This is a genomic window from Sphingomonas sp. FW306-05-A, assembly GCF_058782275.1.
On record NZ_JBYSXN010000001.1, the window covers coordinates 304776 to 323974 of the forward strand.

A 19199-nucleotide genomic window follows, 5' to 3' on the forward strand; every position below is an offset into this window, starting at 1 on the left:
CTCAGACGTCGGCGCGGCGTGCCAGATCCTCGACCAGCGCGGCATGGACCCCGCGCTTGAGCGGATTGCCCAGCATCACCAGCGCCGACGCCACCAACCCCGCCGAACAAGCATAGAGCATCAGGTCGCGGATTCCCGCGGCGGTGGCCGCGCTTTGGGTTGCGCCCGCGACATAGCCTATGTGTCTGTAAAACAAGCCAAGTCCTCCCGCCGCTGCGGCGAGCCCGATCTTCTGCCACGAGGCCGCGACCCCGAACGCCAGCGCCTCCACCCGCGCGCCTGTGCGATCTTCGCCATATTCGACCGTGTTGGGCAGCATAGACCAGAACACCAGATTGAACCCGGTAAACGCCGCCTGCAGCAAGGCGAGCACCGCGATCGTCGCCACCCCACCGGGCGCAAGGCCGAACAGCGCCAGGCACAGGAGCCCCCAGGCGACTGCCGCGAACCAGACCCCGCGCAACCCGATCCAGCGCGTGACGAGCAACCACACGGGCACCGCGATCGTCCCCGCGACCGCCATCAGCGCAAGCGTCTGCGGCCCCTGCGCGGGCTGCCCCGCGACGTGCTTGAAATAATAGAGCACCGATTGCGTCAGCACCGCCGCCGCCAGCCCCGCGACCATCGCCGCCAGATTGAGCGTGACGAACGCCCGATTGGCGAGCAGCAACCGCAGGCCCGTCAACAGCGGCGCCTGCGCCCGGGACGTCGCCGCCGGCAAAGCTTCCCGTGCGCTACGGGCGAGCGCCAGCAACAGCCCAGCACCAACGACGCCGTAAACGATCGCCGCGCTCGCGAACCCAGCCTGACTCGTCGCATCGCCCGTCACGCGCAGCGCGATCCACGGCGTCCCCATCGTCACGACCAGCGCCGCGATCGTCCCGAACAGCATCCGCACCCCCGCCAGCATCGTCCGATCGCGACTGTCCGGACTGAACCGCGCGGTCCAGGCCGCATACGGCACGTTGACCAGCGCGTAGAGCGTCCGGAACAGGATCTGCGTCGCACCGATCACCCCCGCCAGCCACGCGCCGCTCAGGTCCGGGGTGGAATAGAGCAGCACGAACGCGACCCCCAACGGCGCCGCACCCCAGGCGATGAACCGCCGATACCGCACCCCTGGCCGTTGCGCCGCAATCCCAACAAGCAGGTCCGCGATCCCGTCCCACAACGCACCGGCCATATAGAGCGTCCCGCCGAGCGCTGCCGACACGCCGAGCACGTCGGTGTAGAAGAACAGCAGGTACAGCGAGACGCTCTGCCAGTAGAGATTGCAGGCGAAATCGCCCGCGCCGAACACCAAGAACTGCGCCGCGCCGGGGCGGTTCTGGCTGCGGTCGATTGCCGGGTTCTCGAGCGGGCGTGGCATGATCGTCCGCCTGACGATTGCGGTTGCGCCGGTCAACCGTGCCGTGCGGAAGGCGTGATCGGTTTAACTGCACGATGCCGGAGCAACCGCGCAGTTCATGTGTTGTTGCGAAATGGAAACAAAGCCCCTGCCGCGCGAAGCTGCGCTGATCATCAACGCGCATTCGCGCAAGGGCCAGGATTTGTTCGAGACCGCGCGGGATAAGCTGGTGGCTGCAGGCGTGATCCTCACCGCCTGCCATGCGGTCAAGGATCCCGACGAGATGGAAGCAACGATGCGCACCGTCGTCGCCAGCGGCGCACCGATGGTGATCGTCGGCGGTGGGGACGGGTCGCTTTCGGGCGTCGTCGACGAGGTGGTGGGGAAGGATTGCGTCTTCGCCGTGCTCCCGCTCGGCACAGCGAACAGCTTCGCGCGGTCGCTGCATCTGCCGCTGGATCTGGACGGCGCGATCGACGTGATCGCCAATGGCCAACGGCGGCGGGTCGATCTGGGCATGATCGACGACGATTACTTCGTGAACGGCGCTTCGATAGGGCTGTCGACGATGATCGGCGAAACCGTGCCGCACAAGCTCAAGCGCTATGCCGGGCGCGCCGGTTATCTGATGTGGGCGCTCAAATGTTCGGTGCGGTTCCGGGCGTTTCGGCTGACGATCGACGACGGCACGCAATCGCAAACGCTGTGGGCGACCGAATTGCGGATCCTCAACGGGCGGCATCACGGCGGGGTTGCGCTGTCGGATACGGCGGACGTCGGCTCGCGCAAACTGCTGCTGCAGGCGGTGGTCGGGCAGAGCAAGGTCGCGCTCGCGAAGGACTGGTATGCCAAATTCTTCAAGCTGCGGGACAAGGATGCGTGCAGCCGCGATTTCGTCGGCGAGTGTTTCAAGGTGACGATCGACCCGCCGCAGCGCATTTCGATCGATGGCGAAGTCCTCGCCTGCACGCCGGTGACGGCCAGGATCGCCCCTGGCGCGATCGAAGTGGCCGTTGCGGCAAACAGTTAAGCCAGATCCTTCGAGACAAGCCGTTTTGACTTCGCAGGTTCCGTGTTAGCGCTCTCCCGGACGGACACGCACAAAAGAGCGTGACCGTGCGACAGGGAGATAACGATGCGGTTGAGCAGCTTTGCAGTCGAGGCGAGCGCAGTGTTGCTGTCGAGCGGGCCGGCAACCGCCGCTCCATCCGCCGAACTGCCGCCAATTCCTGTGACGGTTCGCGTCGATCCAGACCGGATTGTCGCACCGCTTCCGCCGATCTGGCGTTTCTTCGGGGCGGACGAGCCCAACTACGCGACCGCGCCCGATGGTGCCGCCCTGCTCACCGAACTCGGGAAGCTGAAGCCCGATGCGGTCTATTTCCGCGCGCACAACCTGCTGACGACCGGCGATGGGACGGCCGATTTCAAATGGGGCAGCACGAACGTCTATACCGAGAAGAACGGCAAGCCCGTCTACGACTGGCATATCGTCGACGGCATCATCGACACGTATCGTGCCCGCGGCGTGCGCCCCTATCTCGAGATCGGCTTCATGCCCGAGGCCCTGTCGGCGGCCCCCAAGGGCGTGCCGTATCGCCGCGCGTGGAAGCCGGGCAACGACTATAAGGGGATCACCGCGGGCTGGTCGTACCCGCCCAACGATTATGCCAAATGGGGCGAGCTGGTCTATCAATGGACCCGCCACAATGTCGCGCGCTACGGGCGCGCCGAGGTCGAGCGCTGGTATTTCGAGGTCTGGAACGAAGCCAATCTCGATTTCTACTGGTCGGGCAAGCCGCAGGAATTCTACCGGATGCACGATGTCGCGATCGACGCGGTCCGGCGCGCATTGCCGACCGCGCGGGTCGGCGGGCCCGACGTCGCCGGGTCGGGCGATGCGTTCATGGACGATTTCCTCACGCATGTGACGACGGGGAAGAACTATGCGACCGGCAAGGTCGGCACGCTGACCGACTTCCTCTCCTTCCACGCCAAGGGGCAGCCGAGCGTGGTCGACGGGCATGTCCGGATGGGGATCGCCAACCAGTTGAAGACTGCGGATGCCGGGTTCGCCAAGATCGCCGCCATCCCGGCACTCGCGCGCAAACCGATCATCATCGGCGAGAATGACCCTGAGGGGTGCGCGGCATGCCCCGGTCCCGCGAACGCCTATCGCAACGGTCCGCTTTACGCGAGCTACACCGCCGCGAGTTACACTCGGTTGTGGACCCTGGCGCGGCGGCGCGGGGTGACGCTGGAGGGGGCGTTGTCGTGGTCGTACACGTTCGTCGGGCAACCGTGGTTCGCGGGCTATCGTCAGCTTGCCAGCAACGGTGTCGATCTCGCGGTGCTTAACGTGTTTCGCCTGTTCGCGAAGCTCGGTGACGATCAGGTCGCGGCGACCAGCGACGGCGAGATCGCGCTGGATACGATCGTACAGAACGGCGTTCGCGGCGCGCCAGACGTCGGCGCGCTGGCGACGCGTGACCGGGCCGGGAAGGTTGCGATCCTGTTGTGGAACTATCACGACGACGACGTGCCGGGGCCTGACGCGGCGGTGCATGTCGCACTTGGTGGCAAGCACGGGCAGACGGCGCGCCTGTGGCGGGTCGATGCGACTCACGCCAATGCGTTCGGTGCGTGGCAGGACCTTGGCAGCCCGGCGAAACCGACCGCGGATCAGGTCGCAAAGCTGAAGGCGGCGTCGCGGCTGGTTGCGGAACCGATCGCAATGACCGCGGCGGGCATTGACCTGCGCATCCCGCGCCAGGGCGTCGTGCTGGTCGAGCTGCAGCCGTAGCGTGGCTACGGCTAAGGCAGCAAGCTGAGCCAGTCGCGCCGCGCGTTGGCGCGCGCACCGGGGCAGGGGATGACGGACCCGGGTCGAAGGACAGGTCAGATTGTCGGAAGCCCCCGCTCGACGATCTTGCGGATCAGGTCGCGGTGCCGCGGCAGGCCCTGGCGCATCCGCGCGGTCTGCGTTGCCGCCTCGCGGCGCGCCTGATCGGCGATGCGCGTATCGCCCGCGATCGCTGCGCGCTCGACCTGGGTCTGGAAGCCCATGCCGTACAGCACATATTGATAGCTGGCGGCGGGGAAGACTTCCTCGACCCGGTCGAACTCGTCGTGGAACCACGGCGGCTGGTATTGCCACAGCGTCAGCAGGTCGCGGAGCCGGTCGGGGATCGACTCAGGCCGGACATTGTCACGCCAGAAGTCGCTGTCGGTACGCTTGGTCAGGACATAATGCAGCTTGAGGAAGTCGATGATCCGACCCCAGCGATAGTGGGTCGTCGCATTGAAGCGTGCGGCGATGATGTCCATCACTTCGCGGCACACCGGCATTTGCTCGGCGATCAGCTTCGCCGACAGCTCGATCAGCACGATCGCGGATGCCTCGAGCGGTTCGAGGAACCCCGCCGCAAGCCCGACCGCGACGCAATTGTTCTTCCAGAAGGTCTCGCGATGCCCCGCGCGGATCGCGAGCTTGCGAACCGGCAGGTCCTTGCCCGCGGGGCCGAGATAGGCGCGCAGTTCCTGTTCGGCGGCATCGTCCGAGATATGGCTGCTGGAGAAAACATGCCCGACCCCGCGCCGCGTCGGCAAACCGATGTCCCAGATCCAGCCCGAGGATTGCGCGGTCGAGATGGTGTGCGACGCGATCGGCCCGTCGGGGTCCTCGTGCGGCAATTGCACCGCCAGCGCGGTGTCGCAGAACAGCGTATCGGCGCAGCTCTTGAACGGGACACCCAGCGTCTTGCCGATCAGCAGCGCGGCAAAGCCAGTGCAGTCGATGAACAGGTCGCCGGGGATCTCGCCCGCCTGTTCGGTGACGACGCTGAGGATGTCGCCATTCTCGGCCTGGGTTGCATGTTGTACGTCCGCGAGGACATGGCGCACGCCGAGCTTTTCGCAGCAATGCCGCTGAAGGAAGCCCGCGAATTTTCCCGCGTCGAGGTGGTAAGCGTAATTGGCGACCGCCTCGAATTCGGGGGTCGCGATCGTCTTCGGGGCCAGCCCGTCGTCGCACAACAGGCCCTGCGGCGACACCATGTCGCAAAAGCTCTGGCCCTTGGGATCCGCGATCCAATGCTCGGCGAGGTTCACGCGGGTGAAGCCCTGCGGCAGCATCAGCGGATGGTAATAGCCCTCATCGGGTTCGCCGGTGGTCCAGCGCGCGAAGCGTGCGCCCTGTTTGAACGAGGCGTTGCATTCGCGGAAGAAGTCGCTTTCCGACACGCCCATCTTGGACAGCGTTGAGCGGAGCGTGGGCCAGGTGCCTTCGCCGACGCCGATGATCGGGGTGTTGGGGGATTCGACCAGTGTTACCGTGAAGCCAGCCGGCATCCGGCCCTGATGGCGCGCGGCGATGATCCCTGCGGTCAGCCAGCCGGCGGTGCCGCCGCCGACGATCACGATGTTGCGGACGGTCTGCATGGCAACCGGTTACCAAAGATTGGGGGGCAAAAAAAAGGGGGCGCCGATACGGCGCCCCCCAGGGGAGGAACATCAGAAGCGGTAGCGGGCCCCGGCCACGAAGCGGCGGCCGTAATCGTACACGTCGAGCAGCTGGTTCGCGAAGCGGCCATGCGTGCTCTGCTGGTTGTTGTTGACGTTGATCGCCTCACCAAACACGCTGAAGTGCTTGTTGATATCGTAGCTGGTCGACAGGTCGACCTGCAGGCTCGAATTGACGAAGGTCGGCTCGGCCCCGAAGTTGCTGGTGTTCTGGTTCTGGCCGAACTGGAGCAGATACTTGTCGCGCCAGTTGACCGCGGTGCGGAACTGGAAGCCCTTCTTGTCGTAGAAACCGACGAAGTTCGCGGAGTTGGCGAGGCCCGTAACGGCGAAGCCGGTCTGCGAGATGTTGGTCGGATCATACGGCTTGTTGGTGCCGACGAACGTCGCGTTCGCATTGAACCCGAAGCCCGAGCTGCCGAACACCTGCTGCCACGCCAGCTCGACGCCGCGGACCGTCGCGTCGGGTCCGTTGACCTGCTGCGACACCGCGAAGTTGGCGAGCGAGCCGGTCGTCGGATCGATCACGCCGTTGATTGCCTGCCGAGTCACGCCGCCAACGATGAAGTTGCTGACGTTCTTCAGGAAGAAATCGACCGAGAGGTACGAGTTGCGCTGATAATACCATTCCGCCGCGACGTCGAAATTGTCCGCGAGATATGGCTTGAGGTTCGGGTTGCCGCCGCTGCCGGTCAATGCACCGACACGCTGGCCGACGCCGACCGCGAGCACCGGGTTGAGGTTGCTTAGGCCCGGTCGCGTCAGCGTGCGCGACGCATCGAAACGCACCTGCAGCTTGTCTGTGATTTCCAGCTTCGTATCGATCGACGGCAGCAGATACGAATAGTTGCTGCGCGCGCTGATTGGCGAGATCGTGCCGAACGCGACGTTTAGCAACGTCGGATCCGCGGTGCTGGTCGTGATCGAGGTGGGCAGACGACCCTGACCGACCGAGGTCAGGTGCGTGTTCTCGTTGCGGACACCTGCCGCGAAGTGGAACGGCATCCCCGCCACTTCGGTCTGGAACGCCACGTTCATGTACAGCGACCAGGTTTTCTCGGTGATCTGCTGGACGCTGTTGGGATCGACCTGCTGGTCGAACGACCCGGTGAAACCGTTCAAACCATCGGTGGTGTTAGTCGGATAGTTGAAGCCCGGCACGCGCGTCGCCTGCGGGTTGCCAAGGCTGCTCAAATAGTTCTGATAGGCGACCGGGCTGAAAACGATCAGCGAGGACGGCAGCGTTCCCTTGAAGCCGGGGATGAAGTTGCTGCCGAGGTTGACGGTGCCCTGGTACAGGCTGGAGGGCAGCGGCGAAATTCCCGAACCTTGGCCGGACGGTCCGCCGTAGCCGGCATAGGCCTGCCAGAAGTTGTTGGTGAACGTGCTCTTGTTGCTCAGATTGAACTTGTCTTCGTAATATTGGCCGCCGAACTTGATCGTCAGATCGTCCTGCTTCCACGTCGCGGTCAGACGTCCCTGCTTGAGATCGTCCGTGTTGTTCTGCGTCTGGTTGACGACGACGTGCGAGCCGATGATCCCCTGGTTGAGGAAATTGGCAGCATTGCCCTGCGGACCGGTCTGCGTGAGAGACGGGAAGCTGCTGTTGCTGCTGCCGTTGATCGACACGCCTGCGCTGTTCGCCTGCGCGCCGCCATAACCGATATCACCGTTCTGGCTGCCGATCGTATCACCGTCCGGGTTGAGCCAGCTCTTTGCCCAGGCAACGTCACCGTTGAGCGAGAAATTGTCCGATACGTCCCACTTGACGTTGCCGCCAAGCTGGTTGGTCTGAATCACCTGCGTGTTGAGCGCTGCGGTGAAGTCGGTCGGCGAGCCGTTCGGCTGGCTGAAGTTGACCGCAGTGCCGTTGCCGTCGAGTGTGACGTTACGCAGCGCACCCTGGTTGAACCACACACCGAGCGCGGGGACGTTGGTAACGATTTCCTGACGCGAGAAATTGTCGTCGACGGTGACCATCACCGACTCGGAAGGATGCCACTGCAGCGCGATACGACCGTCGACGCGCTCGTCCTTGGTGCTTTCCTGGCTGATCACATATTGCTGCGGGAACCAGCCGGTGATGTTCGCACGATTGGCGGCAGTCGCCGACACGTCGGTCGACGGTGCGCAGGTCGTGGCGGTCGATCCGGCGAGCTGGCACGGCGCGTAGAAACCGCCGGCCCAGCCCGAGACCGAGACGCGGTTGCTGGTCGTGTCGCGGCGCGTGTAGATCACGTCGGCGAGCACGCCGAGCGTATCGTTGGCGAAGGTGTTGCTGAGCAACAGACCCGCGGTCGGGACGACCTTGCCCGAACGGTCCTGGATCGAACCCGAGCCGCTTGCCGCCATGCGGAAGCCAGGGTGGTCGAACGGCTTGGGGAACTCGATGTTGACGGTAGCGCCGATCGAGTTGGACGACAGCGTCACGTCGGGCGTCTTGAGCACGCTTAGCCCGCCGATGAAATCGGAGCCCACGGTCGAGAAATCGATCTGGCGACTGGCCGGAGCGCCCCCGCCGGGAGACGCAGCAGATGAAGCGATGCGACGGCCATCGTACAGGGTGGTGTTGAAATCGCCACCGAAGCCGCGGACGGTAATGCCGGTTGGCTCGCCACGCGCACCAGAACGCTGGATCGACACGCCGGGAAGACGCTGAAGCGATGCCGCGACGTTCGAATCGGGGAATTTGCCGATGTCTTCGGCCGAGATCGCGTCGACCACGCCGGTGGCGTTGCGCTTGATGTCGAGGTTGCGCTGGAGCGATCCGCGCAGGCCGGTGACGATGATGTCCTCACCTTCGGCACCCGCCGTGTTGCCGATCGCGGGCTGGGTTGCCTGATCCTGCGGGGTGCCGGCTTCGCTGGCAGTCACGGTGCCGGCGGGGGCTGCAACGGCCGGCTGGACGGGGGCGGGCTGGTTCGTCTGCGCATTTTGCGCGTCAGCGGTCTGTGCAAGCGCTGGTGCCGCGAGTGTGAGCGCAACCAAGCTGGTTGCTCCGACGAGGAGTCCTTTTCGGCGCTGGCGCGTCGCGAAACTGGAGCCGTCGTGCTGGGTAAAATGCTTCATCGATCCCCTCCTTTATGAGATTTTTCTCATCGGTTATTCGCGCTGCTCTGCCGGCCCGCCAGGCGGTTTGCCGATAGAATCGCGTGGACCTCGGTCGTTCACTTGACCATTGTGTCGATGGGGGTGGTATCGCTACCACTTTGGGGATGCAAGCGTTTTGTCGGTGTATTGGATAAATGGGTATTGCAGCTTTGCGAGAAGGCTTCGGCGCGGTATCCGGCGCAAGGTATCCTGCAACGACGGGGCAAGCGGAGAGAGTGACTGGCATGGCGACGTTGGAAGTATTGAACATTCATACCCACGCCACACTCCAAATGGCCGCACCGACGTCGGGTGACCGGCATTTCGTGCAAGTCGTTCTCGACGAGATCGAGTCGGCTGGCGCACACTTTCCCATCCTGTTTTGCAAGAATGCGGAAACCGGCGACTTCTATGCTGGTGCCATGCTCGGGCTCAAGCCCGGGGAGAACCTTGTTCGTGACGAGCCCGATGGCGAGCTGGCAAGTCGTCTGCATGACGTTGTGCGCGAAGGGTTCTATATCGCTGAAGACGCGATCGCGATCGATCCGGAGCATTCGCGCTTCGCCGTTGGGGGTGGTTCGCCGGTGTTCGAAACCGATGGTGACGCTACCCCGGCGCTACGTTCGGTCCAAAGGGCGCTGGGGCAGCTCCATGCCGGTGTTACACGGACTAATGCGTTCATCGCGCGTCTGCTGTCGCTCAAGCTGGTCGAACCGATCGATCTGTCGTTCAGTTTCGACGACGGCGAGCGGCTGAGTGTCGAAGGCTTGTACACCATAAGCCGCGACGCGCTCGCCGAGCTGGACGATGGCGTCGTGCTGGAGCTGTTCCGCTCGGGCGACCTGGAGCGCGTCTACAGCGTGATCGCCTCGCTGCAGCACATCCGACGCCTGGCGCGGTTGCGCAATGATCGGGTCGCCGCCGGATGACGGGCGCGCAGCTAGCGGTTCGCGACGTCGATGGCGCGAGCGTAGGGGATCTCGACGCGTTCGTTCGCGACGTTGCCCGCCCCGGCATGCCGGTCGTCCTGCGGGGCCTGTGTCGCGACTGGCCGGCAACGCAAGCGTCCGGACAGTCGCGCGCGGCCTTGGTCGCCTATCTCGCACGGCTCGATGCCGGGCGGACTGCCGAGGCATTCGTAGGAGACCCCACAATTGCGGGCCGCTATACCTATGGGAAGGATCTGGCGGGCTTCAACTTCACTCGGGAAAGCCTTCGGTTCGGGGATGCGCTCGCCCGAATCGTCGCCGCCGCGGATGCACCAGGAACCGAGTCTGTCTATCTCGGGTCGCTCCCGACCGATGCCTATCTTCCGGGCTTTGCAGCCGACAACACCGTGGCGATCGTACCGGCCACGGCCCGTCCGCGAATCTGGCTGGGGACGGCATCGTCGGTCGCCTGTCATTACGATACGTTCGACAATCTCGCGTGCGTCGTCGCGGGAACCCGCCGTTTCACGCTCTATCCGCCCGACGCGATCGGAAACCTGTATGTCGGCCCGATCGACCATACGATGGCGGGGCAACCGATCAGTCTTGCGGCCGGCGCTGACACCGATGACCCACGCTATCCCGATTTCCCCGCCGCGCGGGGGCGCGCGATGGTCGTGGATCTCGCGCCGGGCGATGCCTTGTACATGCCCAAATTATGGTGGCATTCGGTCGAGGCGACTGCCCCGTTCAACATGCTGGTCAATTACTGGTGGGATGGCTTCGCCGCCGGGCCCGATGCTCCCTATACGGCGATGTTGCTGTCGATGATCGCGATCGCCGAGCGTCCGCCCGCTGAACGCGCGGCGTGGCGTGCGTTCTTCGATCATTACGTCTTTCGTCCGAATGGGCATCCGCTCGCGCATTTGCCAGACGCGCAGCATGGCATTCTCGGGGCGCTGGGCGGCGGCAATTACGGCAGGATCCGTACGTGGGTGATGAAGACGCTGCGGGGCGGTTGAGGGCGCGCTTCCGGATCAACGCTTCAGCGTTTGACGGGACGATCGAATAGACGGACAAGATACTGCCGCGCGAACGCTGCGGCAGGGGGCGCAAAGCGCGCGGAGGGGATGGTTATGCGGAACGATCGTCGAAAAGTGGCGCAGCTTTGGCGTGGACGTACGATCGGAGCCGCCTGTGCGCTCGTGCTGCTGACGGCTGTTGCCGCGCCCGGTGCCGCGCAGGTACCCACCCACGTTCCCCCGCCCGTCGCAGGGGCCCGCCCGGTCACGATGGAGCGGATCAAGATCCATGCGCCGACGATCGTCGGTAATCTCGAGGGCAATGCCGCGGACCGCGACGTCATCGTGGTATTGCCGCCGAGCTACGCCGCCAGTCCGACGCGACGCTATCCCGTGCTCTACGCCCTGCACGGCTATTCGATCGGGGCGGAGCAGTGGATCGGCGAGATCCACGTGCCGCAGACGATCGAGGGCGCATTCGCCAAGGGTGCCCCGGAAATGATCGTGGTCATCCCCGATTCCAAGACCGTCCATAACGGGTCGATGTATTCCAGCGCGTCGACCACGGGGGATTTCGAGACGTTCATCGCGCGCGACCTGATTCGCGCGATCGACTCGAAATATCGGACGATGGCAGACCGGCGCAGCCGGGGTCTGGCTGGGCATTCGATGGGTGGGTATGGCACGACCCGGATCGGGATGCGTCACCCCGATATGTTCGGCGCCATCTACATGATGAGCCCGTGCTGCCTGTCTGCACGCGATGCGGGACAATTTGATGCAAAGGCCGGTGCAGCACTCGAAGCGGTGCAGACGCGGGAGGCTGCGGCTGCGCTGCCATTCGGCGGACGCGCGCAGTTCGCCACCGCCGCTGCCTGGTCGCCCAACCCCAAGAACCCGCCCTTCTATTTTGATCTGCCGACGAAGAACGGTGTCGTGCAACCCGATGTGCTGGCGCGCTGGGCCGCGAACGCACCGCTAGCCTTCGTCGACCAATACATCGGCAATCTGCGGCAATATCGTGCGATCGCGATGGATGTCGGGGATCAGGACGGTTTGAAGGATGATGCCGTCAAGCTTCATGCCGCAATGGACCGCTACGGGATCGTGAACAGCTTTGAAATCTATCCCGGGACGCACGTCAGCGATGTCGCCGTGCGGTTCCAGGATCATGTAATTCCGTTCTTCGGCAAGAACCTCGTGACCAGGGCCGTACGCTGACCGAACCGGCGGCACAGTGGTGCTGACACAGCGCGGTCAGCTGGCCATCGCGCTTTGCGTATCCTCAAGCGCAAGGTCGACCAGTCGCCGCATCGCCGCGCTGGCGCCCGCGGCGTCGGACGCCACGATCGCGTCATAGACCAGCACGTGATCCGGAATCGGGTTGCGCGGCAATGCCCGCAACCGTTGCTTGAACTGCGTTGTCCAGCTGACGGCCGCGCCGATCGATGCGCTCAGTACGCCCAGCGCGTCGTTGCGCGTCGCGCGCAGGATCGCGTCGTGAAACTGTCGGTCCGCTGCGCGGCCGAGATCGGTCGCGAGCGAATGGCGGCGCATCGCCGCGAGCGCTTCCTTCATCTGTTTCAGGTCGGTGCGATCCCGATTCGTCGCGGCCAGCCCCGCCGCGGCAGGTTCGATGATCGCCCGCAGCTCGAACAGGCTGCGCACCAGTTGCGGGTCGGGTTCGCCCGCAAACGCCCAGGCAAGCACATCGGGGTCGAGCAGGTTCCAGCGTTCGCGGGGCAATACGCGCGTGCCGGCTTTGGGGCGGCTTTCCACCAGCCCCTTGGCGATCAGCACCTGGATACCCTCGCGGTAGGCACTGCGCGACACGTCGAGCGATTCGGCGAAGACGACCTCGCTCGACAAGGTCTGCCCCGGCGCGAATTCCCCTGAAAGAATCGCCACGCCGAGCTTGTGCGCGATGGCGCCGCGCAACCGGCGTCCCTTGCCGCGGGGTTGCCGCGCGGGCAATTCGGTATCCGGCGCGGCGTCGCGCTCACTGGCTGCCGGAAGAAGCTTCGCGTTATCCACAGCAAGTGCTTAGCAGGCGCGCGGTGCGACGGAAACCGGAACTATCTGGGCGATTGGGGGCCAGCCGATCGCCCGCTCGGCCGGGGTAGCTGGCACGGGAGCGCGCATCCGGTATCCCACGGGAACTTTGTGACTAATGGGTTATTACCGAATCTTGGACACGGGTGCCCTTCTTCCCTATCCGGTAGGGAAGAATGCGACATAAAAGGTGGGTATGACGAAGACGGTCTTGGTGATCGAAGATAACATGCTTCATCGCAAATTATTCGCTGCGTGGCTGGAAAATGCCGGGCACAAATCCGTATTGGTGGCCGACGAACGGATGGCATATCTCGAAGCCGTCGCCAGCCAGCCCGACGCGATCATCACCGACATCCGGTTGCCCTATGTCGACGGGCGCGACATCATCCGTCAGCTCAAGGCGAGCCCGCTCACGAAGCACATCCCGGTCATGGCGGTCACTGTTCTCAGCAGTCGCCAGGACGAGGAGTCGTGCCGGTCGGCGGGAGCGGACGTTTTCGTCACGAAAACGATCCGAATGGCGGCGTTCATCGAACAGGTCGACGCAATTACTGCCTGAAATGACGGGAGAATGACGTCTTTGACGGTCGTCGCCCGTATCTCTTGGAAACTCGGGGCGGCGTCGCCCCACAAACGCCACGATGTAAAGAGTTCGATAAGGATTGCGACGGCAGGGGTAAGGGATCGGAACCGATGTACGGAAGCGAGAAGTGATGCAGCATTGGGCGACCGCGGACGAGGCAGTTCTGGAACAACGGCGCCAGATCGCAGTCGATGCCGCCCGGCAAACGACGACCGAACGCGAGGTGGAACTCAAGCGGATCGTCAATCAGGCCGCTGCCGTTGCACGGACTCCGATCGCATCCGTCTCGATCATCGATCGCAACCGTCAGTGGATCGCGGCGGGGCACGGCTTAGACATCACCGAAACGCCCCGTTCCGCGTCGATTTGCAGCAGGGTCATCCTCCGTCCTGGCGAACCGCTCGTGATCCTCGACGCCCGGGCGGACGAGCGATACGCGCAAATCTCGACGGTCAGGCATGCGCCGTTCGTCCGCTTCTATGCGGGCATTCCACTGGTCAATCGCGCGGGATATGCGCTCGGGGCGTTATGCGTCATCGACACGGTTCCCCGGGAAGAAGCGCCCGATCTGACGGCGCTCGGTCGTCTCGCTCGTGAAGCCGAACGTTTGATCAGCGGTTAACAAGACGGCGTCTACTCCGGTCTGCGTCAATGAACTGGTGATTTGGCAAATAACGGTCGAATGGCTGGACCGTAAATCCAAGATGCGGCATAGATCGAGGCGGACTGGAGTCTCACTCTATCGTGCTCGCTACAAGACACCCATCACTAGCGATCGTCATAGCAAGTACGGGGCGACCATGCGAGATACGTCAATGGAAAGAGCGTCTGGCAGTACAAACGCTACCGCCCGATCTGATGTGCCTTGCGGTCACGGGGACTGACGATCTGCCGTCGCTGGACGACTGGCCGGTTGCGTGTGAAGTCATTTTCTCACCCAGGGGGCTTCCGGTCCAGCGGAATGCAGCCCTCGATCGGCTGATCGATCGCGTCGACATCGTGGCATTCTTCGATGACGATTATGTCGCTTCCCGCACAGTGGTAGCAGAAATTGTCGAACTGTTCCGGGCGAACGTGCAACTGGTGGCGGTGTCCGGGAAACTGCTGCTGGATGGTATTGGCGGGCCAGGTGTGCCGTACGACGCCGCCCTTGCGGCGGTTCAGGCGTATGAATGCACGAAACCCGACGCGATCTGGCTTCGCCCCCATTCGGGGGGATTGTATGGCTGCAACATGGCGTATCGGGCAAGCGCGATCGGTGACCTGCGGTTCGATGAGCAGCTACCATTGTACGGTTGGCTGGAGGATGTCGATTTCGGATGTCAGATGATGGGACGTGGCCTGATCGCCTACACCAATGCGTTTGCGGGGGTGCACCAGGGGGTCAAGCACGGACGAACGAGCGGCGTCAGGCTGGGGTATTCGCAGGTGGCAAACCCGATTTATCTTTGTCGCAAAGGAACGCTGCGGCGGGGCGCGATGATCCGGTTCGTGGTGCGCCACATGGCCAAGAACCTGATCCGGTCATGGTTTCCGGAACCATGGATCGATCGTGCAGGACGTCTGAAAGGTAATCTGATCGCATTGCGCGATCTGATCGGCGGCACGCTGCACCCATCGAGGATCTTGAACCTGTAGGCCAGGCGACTGCACTATCGTGGGCCGACACGCATCTCGGACAGTGCCTCGGCGAAAACCGCCTCATATTCCGCCGCCGCCCTTTCCCAGGAGAAGCGGGTTGCATTGCGAAATCCGCGTGCACGCATGACGGACCGTAGCGTTGGCTTTTGGATCACCCGGTCGAGCAACCGCGACAACACGGATACGTCCAGCGGGTCGAACCGCAAACCGCCGATGCCGCCGATTTCTGCCGTGCCAGGCGCATCGGCGAACAGGACGGGACAGCCATACCGTTGCCCTTCCAGCAATGGCAGGCAGAAACCCTCGTACAGGGACGGCGTCACGAGACAGCGCGCAGACTGGTACAGCCCGGCAAGCCCGGAGTCGGAGATGCCGCGCGGACGAACCAATCGGTCGCCAAACCCGTGATGCGCCATGACCCCAGCCAAACGCTCCGCAGCATCGCTGCCGACGTGAACCAGCAGCAGGTCGGGATGATTCGCCGCGACACGACAAAAGGCCTCGCCCAGTGTTTCAAGATTCTTGTTGGGTGTGACGTTGGCCACCGCCAGAACGAAGCATCGGTTGGTCCATTCGCTCAACCAAGCGGGATCGGGCACCGCCCGCATTGGAGAATTGGACAGGATGACCCGGACCCGTGCTGCAAGGTGCGGGAAATGTCGTTTGATATCATTCGCCGTGGACTGCGAAACCGTAACAATGCGGATGCTTCGGCCCAGAACGACATGATGGATCAGCCACGCCTTGATCACGCCGAACCGGCTGTACAGCGTGGGCATTGTCGCGAAGTACAGGTCATGGACGATCGTGATTCGCGCACGCCCTCCTGCGAACACCCCAAGCGGATCCATGTTGACGATCAAGTCGTTTGATCGAAAGGTGGAATTGAACGCCGCGGTCAGTGACGATTGCACGATGTCCCTGGCATATTGACGAACCTTACCGACCGTAACCACGGTTTTCAGTGCGCGAAAATCGTCATTGAGATCGGTTATCTTGAACTGCGATCGTAAAGAATAGTGGTGGAGGCTGCGCTTCAGAAGATGGTGCGCAATCTCCAGTCCGATACGGCCGACCCCGCTGGGTTGGTCGCGAGATTGACTTGGCATGTTCAGCAAGACGTTCATCGGCTATGCAAACCCCATGTCTAAGAGAATGGCAGCGGCAAGATGATACTGGCACTGTTCTGGTCGTTTGCGATCGCTTCCATATGGCTATCATTGCGCGTCATTGTCTATGGAATGGTGATCAGCATAAGTTTTGGAACCTTGGCCGTGGTGCCGCTTGAGATCAGCGGTGGCGTCACGTTCCTTCCGGTCACCGTCCTGTCATCCGTCGTGATCGTCCGCCTGATCTTGAAGTCAGACACTGCCGACATCGTCGATGCGACGTTGAATGTGCGTCACCTCGGCTTGCTGATGGCGTTCCTGTTCTATGCGCTTGTGGTTACAGGCATCGCGCCAATCGTATTCGCCGGGGCGCCCACGATAGAGCTGAACGTCCAGCAGTTTAAGCCGCTCGCACCTGGTGCCGGCAACATCACGCAAGCTCTTTATCTGGTGAACTCGTGTTTGATGACGCTGGCCACGTTCCTGCTGTTGTCTAAGGAGGACGGGCGGCGGCTGTTTCGAAAAGCCCTCATCATCGGTGGTGCGGCGGTGGTTGTCTCCGGGATCACCGACATGGCGACATATGGCAGCGCCGCGCTCAGTGCATTGCGTACCGCAAGCTACGCGTTGCTCAGCAATGCCGACATGGCGGGCGTACGGCGTGTCGTCGGGTTGCAGCCCGAGGCCTCCGCGTTCGGCTACGTCGCCCTGTCGTTCGGGTCGCTCATCACCTTCATGCGTCCGGCGGAAACCCTGGATCTGCGGTGGCGCTGGCTTGCCGGTTTGGCAGGGTGGTCGTGTCTGCTCATGGCAGCCTTGTCGACGTCGTCGGGCGCGATCGCGGGCCTCATTGCGTTTCTGGTCATCATGGTGTTCGACATCGTCATACTGCTCCTGCGCGGCCAAAGTGGCGTTGCGGCGAGCCGACTCCGCGGCAATCTCGGCGTCCTGATCGGTCTGGCCGTTGCAGCAGGACTTGTGCTGACCGTATTGCCAGACGTGGCGGCACAGCTCGCGAAGGTGTTTGACGCCGCGGTGGTGCGCAAGGCTTCGACGAGTTCCTTCGAGGAGCGACTGTACTGGAACACCGTCAGCCTGGAGGGATTGCGCGCCACCGGAGGCTTTGGCCTCGGCGTGGGCTCCACCCGTGCATCGAGCTGGTTCGTGGCACTGGCGTGCGGGACGGGTGTGATCGGATGCGCATTGTTCGGATTGTTTGTCCTGAATGCCGTGTTCCAGCCGGTCGGACGTGCAAATTTCCCGGATCGGCTTTTGATCGGCGGTGCCAAACGCACGCTGCTGGTGAGCCTGTTGCCATTCGCCGGAAGCGCGACCTCCGTCGATTTCGGTACGCTGATCGCCTTCGTCTTTGCCGTGCTGACCGCAATTCCAGCAGCCTCAGTACAATCACGCGTCAGGGCCGAACCCAGGGTCGCTCCCTCTCAGCCCCGCGGCAGGTCCATCGTACGCGCTCATGGGCCCACCGATCGCTGACTTTGCTGTCGCTGCCAGCCGCCCCCAAGCGCACGGAAGACGTCAACCTGTGCATCGGCAATACGCGCATCCGCGGTGGCAAGGTCGGCCTCGCTGTCCGCAAAGGTCCGTTCGGCGTCCAACACCTCGAGAAAATCGATCGTCCCCTCGCGTTGCCGCGCGCGCGTGATCCGCGCCGCCGTCTCCGCACTGTCGCGCGCGGCCTGCAAGTGCGTGCGGCGATCGAGTTCGCGCGCGTAATTGGAGAGCGCGGTCTCGGTTTCCTCGAGTGCGGTGAGGATGCTGCCGTCGAAACTGGCGAGCGCGCCGCGCGTGTCCGCCTGCGCGCCCGCGATCCGCGCGCGTGCGGCGGACTGGTTGAGCGTCCAGTTGAGCAAGGGACCGACCAGCCAGCGCACCGGGCCGCCGGTGAAGATGTCGCCCACTGTCAGCGCGGTCGAGCCGATCGAACCGCCGAGCGAGATCTGCGGATAGAGCTGCGACGTTTGCACCCCGATCCGCGCGGTGGCGGCGGCGAGGCGGCGTTCGGCGGCGCGGACGTCGGGGCGGCGCGCGAGCAGCGCCGCGCCGTCGCCGACCGGGATCGGCTGGTCGATCCGCGGGGTAGTGGTGCGCGCGCCGGCGGCGGCGGGGAGGTCCTGCGGGGTGCGACCGGTCAGCGTGGCGAGGCGGAACAGCGCGGCTTGCCGCTCGGCTTCTATCTGCGGGATGAGCGCGGCGCGCTGACTGCGCAAAGCGGCGATCCGCACCGCATCGAGCCGCGACGCGCGGCCCGCGTCGACGCGCTTGCCGGTCAGGGTGCTGGATTTGTCGAGTAGATCGACGATGCGGCGTGCAACGCCAAGCCGCTCCGCCGAAGAGGCGGCGTCGACATAAGCGCGCGTCGTCGCCGCGACGATCGAGACGCGGACCGCATCGGCATCCGCCTGCGCCGCGCCGACATCACCGCGCGCGGCTTCGACATTGCGACGAACGCTCCCCGACAGGTCGACTTCGTAGCTGACGTCGAGCCCGACGTCGTACGTGGCACGCTCGCGGTCGAACCCGGGGAGGTTCTGCAATTGCGAGGTGCGGGCGTAATTGCCGCTCGCGCCTGCGTTGATCTGCGGTTCGCGGTCGGTCTTTGCGCCGCGCAGCGACGCGCGCGCGCTATCGAGCCGCGCGACCGCGACGCGCAGGTCGGTGTTTGCCGCGAGCGCATCCGCGACGAGACCGTCGAGGACCGGGTCACGGTACATCCGCCACCAGTTCTGGTCGGCGGGGGCCGTGACCGTCGCGGCGCTCGTCGAGACGAACGGCGCGGCGGCAGACGGTGGGGCCGGGGGGGCGACATAGTTGGGGCCAGCGGCGCAGGCGGAGAGCGCGAGCGCGGAGAGGCCGGTGAGCAGGAGGGTTTTCATAAGCGGT

Annotated in this window: 15 protein-coding genes; 9 read left to right on the top strand and 6 right to left on the bottom strand. The window is 64.0% G+C overall.

Going from position 1 to position 19199, the window contains the following annotated elements; translation table 11 throughout:
- Position 1: 1 nt before the first annotated feature.
- Positions 2-1369 (bottom strand): MFS transporter, encoded by a 1368-nt coding sequence (locus AC3WJR_RS01480; protein WP_492721679.1) that lies wholly within the window; start codon positions 1367-1369, stop codon positions 2-4.
- Between the two features lie 112 nt (positions 1370-1481).
- Between AC3WJR_RS01480 and AC3WJR_RS01485 the strand changes: the two genes are divergently transcribed.
- Together AC3WJR_RS01485 and AC3WJR_RS01490 are read left to right on the top strand one after the other, a co-directional pair.
- A complete protein-coding gene (locus AC3WJR_RS01485) occupies positions 1482-2378 on the top strand; it encodes a diacylglycerol/lipid kinase family protein (protein WP_492721680.1) in 897 nt (298 codons plus the stop codon).
- Positions 2379-2483: 105 nt separating this feature from the next.
- Complete coding sequence (locus AC3WJR_RS01490) at positions 2484-4151, top strand: GH39 family glycosyl hydrolase (RefSeq protein ID WP_492721681.1); 1668 nt, start codon at positions 2484-2486, stop codon at positions 4149-4151.
- Between the two features lie 95 nt (positions 4152-4246).
- Here AC3WJR_RS01490 and AC3WJR_RS01495 read toward each other — a convergent pair whose 3' ends face one another.
- Positions 4247-5788, bottom strand: coding sequence for a tryptophan halogenase family protein (locus AC3WJR_RS01495; RefSeq protein ID WP_492721683.1), 1542 nt, complete (start codon positions 5786-5788; stop codon positions 4247-4249).
- A gap of 72 nt (positions 5789-5860) precedes the next feature.
- On the bottom strand, positions 5861-8938 hold the full coding sequence (locus AC3WJR_RS01500) for a TonB-dependent receptor (RefSeq protein ID WP_492721684.1): 3078 nt from the start codon (positions 8936-8938) through the stop codon (positions 5861-5863).
- Positions 8939-9204: 266 nt separating this feature from the next.
- Between AC3WJR_RS01500 and AC3WJR_RS01505 the strand changes: the two genes are divergently transcribed.
- From AC3WJR_RS01505 to AC3WJR_RS01515, 3 genes are all read left to right on the top strand, one after another.
- Positions 9205-9888, top strand: a complete 684-nt coding sequence (locus AC3WJR_RS01505) for a SapC family protein (RefSeq protein WP_492721686.1) — start codon at positions 9205-9207, stop codon at positions 9886-9888.
- Complete coding sequence (locus tag AC3WJR_RS01510; RefSeq protein ID WP_492721688.1) at positions 9885-10910, top strand: cupin-like domain-containing protein; 1026 nt, start codon at positions 9885-9887, stop codon at positions 10908-10910. Before AC3WJR_RS01505 ends, AC3WJR_RS01510 begins: the two co-directional genes overlap by 4 nt.
- 135 nt (positions 10911-11045) lie before the next feature.
- Complete coding sequence (locus AC3WJR_RS01515) at positions 11046-12131, top strand: alpha/beta hydrolase (RefSeq protein ID WP_492721690.1); 1086 nt, start codon at positions 11046-11048, stop codon at positions 12129-12131.
- Between the two features lie 36 nt (positions 12132-12167).
- Here the strand turns inward: AC3WJR_RS01515 and AC3WJR_RS01520 are convergent, their stop codons facing one another.
- Positions 12168-12884, bottom strand: a complete 717-nt coding sequence (locus AC3WJR_RS01520; protein WP_354284855.1) for a FadR/GntR family transcriptional regulator — start codon at positions 12882-12884, stop codon at positions 12168-12170.
- A 274-nt stretch (positions 12885-13158) separates the two neighbouring features.
- Between AC3WJR_RS01520 and AC3WJR_RS01525 the strand changes: the two genes are divergently transcribed.
- The 3 genes from AC3WJR_RS01525 (at position 13159) to AC3WJR_RS01535 (ending at position 15186) form a co-directional block, all read left to right on the top strand.
- Positions 13159-13524: a response regulator gene (locus AC3WJR_RS01525; RefSeq protein WP_354284666.1), complete on the top strand. Its 366-nt coding sequence runs from the start codon at positions 13159-13161 to the stop codon at positions 13522-13524.
- A gap of 154 nt (positions 13525-13678) precedes the next feature.
- Complete coding sequence (locus AC3WJR_RS01530) at positions 13679-14170, top strand: GAF domain-containing protein (protein ID WP_492721691.1); 492 nt, start codon at positions 13679-13681, stop codon at positions 14168-14170.
- A gap of 236 nt (positions 14171-14406) precedes the next feature.
- The gene (locus AC3WJR_RS01535; protein WP_492721693.1) at positions 14407-15186 is read left to right on the top strand and encodes a glycosyltransferase family 2 protein; all 780 of its coding nucleotides are present in this window, start codon (positions 14407-14409) and stop codon (positions 15184-15186) included.
- A gap of 14 nt (positions 15187-15200) precedes the next feature.
- On the opposite strand, the gene AC3WJR_RS01540 is transcribed toward AC3WJR_RS01535, so the two are convergent.
- Positions 15201-16316, bottom strand: a complete 1116-nt coding sequence (locus AC3WJR_RS01540) for a glycosyltransferase family 4 protein (protein ID WP_492721694.1) — start codon at positions 16314-16316, stop codon at positions 15201-15203.
- 42 nt (positions 16317-16358) lie between these two features.
- Here AC3WJR_RS01540 and AC3WJR_RS01545 point away from each other — a divergent pair, with 42 nt between their 5' ends.
- Entirely contained in the window at positions 16359-17792 is a 1434-nt protein-coding gene (locus tag AC3WJR_RS01545; RefSeq protein WP_492721695.1) for a hypothetical protein, read from the top strand.
- Here AC3WJR_RS01545 and AC3WJR_RS01550 read toward each other — a convergent pair.
- On the bottom strand, positions 17771-19192 hold the full coding sequence (locus tag AC3WJR_RS01550) for an efflux transporter outer membrane subunit (RefSeq protein WP_492721697.1): 1422 nt from the start codon (positions 19190-19192) through the stop codon (positions 17771-17773). The two genes, AC3WJR_RS01545 and AC3WJR_RS01550, sit on opposite strands and share 22 nt — an antisense overlap.
- Between the last annotated feature and the right edge of the window lie 7 nt (positions 19193-19199).